The sequence below is a fragment of the Streptomyces sp. UH6 genome (assembly GCF_013421635.1).
Taxonomy (GTDB): Bacteria; Actinomycetota; Actinomycetes; order Streptomycetales; family Streptomycetaceae; genus Streptomyces; species Streptomyces abyssomicinicus.
Window position 1 is genome coordinate 1 of record NZ_JACADT010000477.1, and the last position, 4,274, is coordinate 4,274.

4 protein-coding genes are annotated in these 4,274 nt (G+C 73.0%); 1 reads left to right on the forward strand and 3 read right to left on the reverse strand.

Annotation, left to right across the window (positions count from 1 at the left end):
• From HW445_RS20295 to zwf, 3 genes are all read right to left on the reverse strand, one after another.
• Positions 1-229 (reverse strand): NAD(P)-binding domain-containing protein (locus HW445_RS20295; RefSeq protein WP_257231181.1); only part of this gene is annotated, 229 nt, incomplete at its 3' end.
• Between the two features lie 77 nt (positions 230-306).
• On the reverse strand, positions 307-1,254 hold the full coding sequence (opcA, locus tag HW445_RS20300) for a glucose-6-phosphate dehydrogenase assembly protein OpcA (RefSeq protein ID WP_180222410.1): 948 nt from the start codon (positions 1,252-1,254) through the stop codon (positions 307-309).
• The gene (zwf, locus tag HW445_RS20305) at positions 1,251-2,840 is read right to left on the reverse strand and encodes a glucose-6-phosphate dehydrogenase (protein ID WP_180222411.1); all 1,590 of its coding nucleotides are present in this window, start codon (positions 2,838-2,840) and stop codon (positions 1,251-1,253) included. Before zwf ends, opcA begins: the two co-directional genes overlap by 4 nt.
• A 241-nt stretch (positions 2,841-3,081) precedes the next feature.
• Here zwf and HW445_RS20310 point away from each other — a divergent pair.
• Positions 3,082-4,274: 6-phospho-beta-glucosidase (locus HW445_RS20310; RefSeq protein WP_180222412.1), on the forward strand; the 1,193-nt coding region annotated here is incomplete at its 3' end.

The following is a 4,274-nucleotide window of genomic DNA, read 5'->3' on the forward strand; positions in this document are numbered from 1 at the left end:
CGTCGAGCAGACCCGCGAGCTCGTCGATCACGGACTGGGTGGGTGCGCCCGCCGGGACCATCACCCACACCACGCGGGGAGCCTCCAGCGAGTCGGCCAGTTCGGCCAGGCTGGCCACGTCGGAGAGGTCCGGATCGCGGTCGTACCCGATCACGGTGTGGCCCGCCCGGCGGATGCGCTCGCGCATGTTCCCGCCCATCCTGCCGAGACCGATGAGTCCGAGCTGCATGACTGTCACTTCTTCCTGGTCGTTCGTCGGGCAGGTCCGCGGCCGTCGGACGGCCCCGGCACCTGTGTCGGCCCTGCTCAGGCCCCTGCTTCCGCTCCGGTTCCCGCCTGCGCCCCGGCGCCGTCCCGCAGGGCGATCTCGTACATGTCGTCGGCGTCGAGCCGCCGCAGTTCCTCGGCGATCAGCTCCGACGTCGGCCGGATCTTCAGCGCCAGGCTCCTCGGCGGCTGGCCGGGCAGCGTGAGGGCGGCGAGCGGTCCTTCCTCGCGGACCACGGACAGCTCGCCCCGGTCGGTCTCCAGCCGGACCGCGGTGACCGCGGGGCCGACGGAGGCCCGGACCTCGCCGGGCACCCGGAGCCGCTCCCGCAGCCAGCGGGCCAGGAGTTCCGCGCTCGGATTGCCCGGCTCCGCCTCCACCACCACGCCCCGCACCGGCGCGTGCTCCTGGTCGAGGGCGGCGGCGAGGGCGGAACGCCAGAGCGTCAGCCGGGTCCACGCCAGGTCGGTGTCGCCGGGCGTGTAGTTGGCCGCCCGCACCTCCAGCTCGGCCAGCGGGTCGGAGGCCGCGTCCATGTCGGTGATCCGGCGCTGCGCCAGCGCGCCCAGTGCGTCCCCGGCCGGGTTCTCCGGCGCGGCGACCGGCCACCACACCACCACCGGCGCGTCCGGCAGCAGCAGCGGCAGGACCACCGACTGGGCGTGGTCCCGCAGCTCGCCGTACAGCCGCAGCACCACCGTCTCGCCCGGTCCCGCGTCGGCGGCGACCCGCACCTCCGCGTCCAGCCGCGGATGGGTGCGGTCCCGCGGGCTGCGGGGATGACGGCGGATCACCACCACCGTCCGGGAGGGATGTTCCTGCGAGGCCTGCTGCGCGGCCCGCATGGCGTCGTAGGCGAACTCCTCGTCGATCACGACCACCATGGTCAGCACCATGCCGACGGCCGGTGTGCCCGACGCCCGGCGCGCGTGGAGCAGCGCCTTGTTGACTTCTCCGGCCGTGGTGTCGGTGAGGTCCAGTTTCATGGCCTGCGCCAGCTCCGTCCGTCTCGTGCGAGCATCTCGTCGGCCTCCGGGGGTCCCCAGCTGCCTGCCGGGTACTTGGCGGGCACACCGTGGGTGGCCCAGTACTCCTCGATCGGGTCCAGGATTCTCCAGGACTCCTCGACCTCCTCGGTGCGGGGGAACAGGTTGGCGTCACCCAGCAGCACGTCCAGGATGAGCCGCTCGTAGGCCTCCGGGCTGGACTCGGTGAAGGACTCGCCGTAGGCGAAGTCCATCGAGACGTCCCGGATCTCCATGGAGGTGCCCGGAACCTTGGAACCGAACCGCACGGTCATGCCCTCGTCGGGCTGGACCCGGATGACGATCGCGTTGGCCCCGAGCTCCTCGGTCGCCGTCGAGTCGAACGGCGAGTACGGGGCGCGCTGGAAGACGACCGCGATCTCGGTGACCCGGCGGCCCAGCCGCTTGCCGGTGCGCAGGTAGAACGGGACGCCCGCCCAGCGGCGGTTGTCGATCTCCAGCTTGATCGCCGCGAAGGTGTCCGTCATGGAGGAGGGGTCGATGCCGTCCTCCTCCAGGTAGCCCAGCACCCGCTGGCCGCCCTGCCAGCTGCCGGTGTACTGGGCCCGCACGGTGTGCTCGCCCAGGTCCTCCGGGAGCTGGACCGCCTTGAGGATCTTGAGCTTCTCGGTCAGCAGGGACTCGGCGTCGAAGGAGGCGGGCTCCTCCATCGCGGTGAGGGCGAGCAGCTGGAGCAGGTGGTTCTGGATGACGTCGCGGGCGGAGCCGATGCCGTCGTAGTAGCCGGCCCGGCCGCCGATGCCGATGTCCTCGGCCATCGTGATCTGTACATGGTCGACGTAGGAACGGCTCCACACCGGCTCGAACATCTGGTTGGCGAAGCGCAGCGCCAGGATGTTCTGCACCGTCTCCTTGCCCAGGTAGTGGTCGATCCGGAACACCTGGTCCGGGGCGAACACCTCGTGCACCAGCGCGTTGAGCGCGCGGGCACTGGCCAGGCCGTGGCCGAACGGCTTCTCGATCACCGCGCGCCGCCAGGAGCCCTGGGGGGCCTCGGCCAGGCCGTGCTTCTCCAGCTGCTGGACCACCCGGGGGAAGAACCTGGGCGGCACCGAGAGGTAGAAGGCGAAGTTCCCGCTGGTGCCGCGGGAGGTGTCCAGCTGTTCGACCGCCTCCCGCAACTGCTCGAACGCGCGGTCGTCGTCGAAGTCACCGGGGACGAAGTGCATGCCCTGGGCGAGCTGCTGCCAGACCTCCTCGCGGAAGGGGGTGCGCGCGTACTGCTCCACGGCGTCGTGCACCACCTGGGCGAAGTCCTGGTCGGCCCACTCGCGGCGCGCGAAGCCGACCAGGGAGAAGCCCGGTGGGAGCAGACCCCGGTTCGCGAGGTCGTACACGGCCGGCATCAGCTTCTTGCGGGACAGGTCGCCCGTGACGCCGAAGATGACGAGGCCGGACGGGCCCGCGATCCGGGGCAGCCTGCGGTCGCGGGGATCACGCAGCGGGTTGGGCGCACCCGGCAGCGGGCCGCCGGTCCCGCGCCGCACGGCGCCCACCGATCCGGTCGCTTCGGTCAATGTGATCATCTACTTTCTCGTCGGACGGGTGAGGGCCGAGTACCGCGGTGGGCCGCGGGCCATGCGGAGGCGGCGCCCTCCCGAGCGATCCGCGCAGGTCAGGGCGGATCCGCCCGTCACCCCGGAAGGGGTTCCCGTCCTCGTGCCACCCCACACCGCCCCGTGTCCCCCGTCCCTCCCGGGGGCCCATGCCGCGTACCCGTCGCACGCCCCCGCCGTCCCCCCGGCCTTGCCGCGTTAGGTTGGCGGGATGAGGCTGACGATCGTTGGTGGGGGCGGCTTCCGGGTGCCGCTCGTGTACGGAGCGCTGCTGGCCGACCGGGCACCCGGCCGTGTCACCCGTGTGGTGCTGCACGACGTGGACGAGGGGCGGCTCGCAGCCGTCACCCGGGTGCTGGCCGAGCAGGCCGAGGGGGTGCCCGACGCCCCGGAGGTGGTGGCCACCACCGACCTGGACGCCGCGCTGACCGGAGCGGACTTCGTCTTCTCGGCGATCCGCGTCGGCGGCCTCGAGGGGCGGGCCGCCGACGAACGGGTGGCGCTGGCGGAGGGCGTCCTCGGCCAGGAGACCGTCGGCGCCGGCGGCATCGCCTACGGCCTGCGCACCGTGCCCGTCGCGGTGGACCTCGCGAGCCGGGTCGAGCGCCTGGCACCGCACGCCTGGGTCATCAACTTCACCAACCCCGCCGGCCTGGTCACCGAGGCGATGTCACGCCGGCTCGGCGACCGGGTGATCGGCATCTGCGACTCCCCGGTCGGCCTCGGCCGCCGCGTCGCCCGCGTCCTCGGCGTGCCCGCGGAACGGGCCTTCGTCGACTACGCCGGACTCAACCACCTGGGCTGGGTCCGCGCCGTGCGCGTCGACGGAGAGGACCTGCTGCCCCGGCTGCTCGCCGACCGGGAACTGCTCGAGTCGTTCGAGGAGGGCCGCCTCTTCGGCGCGGACTGGCTTCAGGCGCTGGGCGCGATCCCCAACGAGTACCTGCACTACTACTACTTCAACCGCGAGACGGTGCGCGCCTACCAGGAGGCCGGGCAGACCCGCGGCGTCTTCCTCCGCGACCAGCAGGCCCGCTTCTACGCGCAGGCCGGCCGTCCCGGCGTCCCCGCGCTCGAGCTGTGGGACCGCACCCGGGCCGAGCGGGAGGCCACCTACATGGCGGAGAACCGCGACGCGGCGGGTGCGGGGGAGCGCGAGGAGGAGGACCTCTCCGGCGGCTACGAGAAGGTGGCGCTCGCGCTGATGCGGGCGATCGCCCGGGACGAGAGGGCCACGCTGATCCTCAACGTCCGCAACCGGGGCGCCCTGCCCGGCCTCGACGAGGACGCCGTGGTGGAGATCCCCTGCCGGGTGGACGCCGACGGCGCGCACCCGACGGCCCTCGCGCCGCTGCCGGGCCACGCGGCCGCGCTGGTGGGCGCCGTCAAGGCGGTGGAACGCGA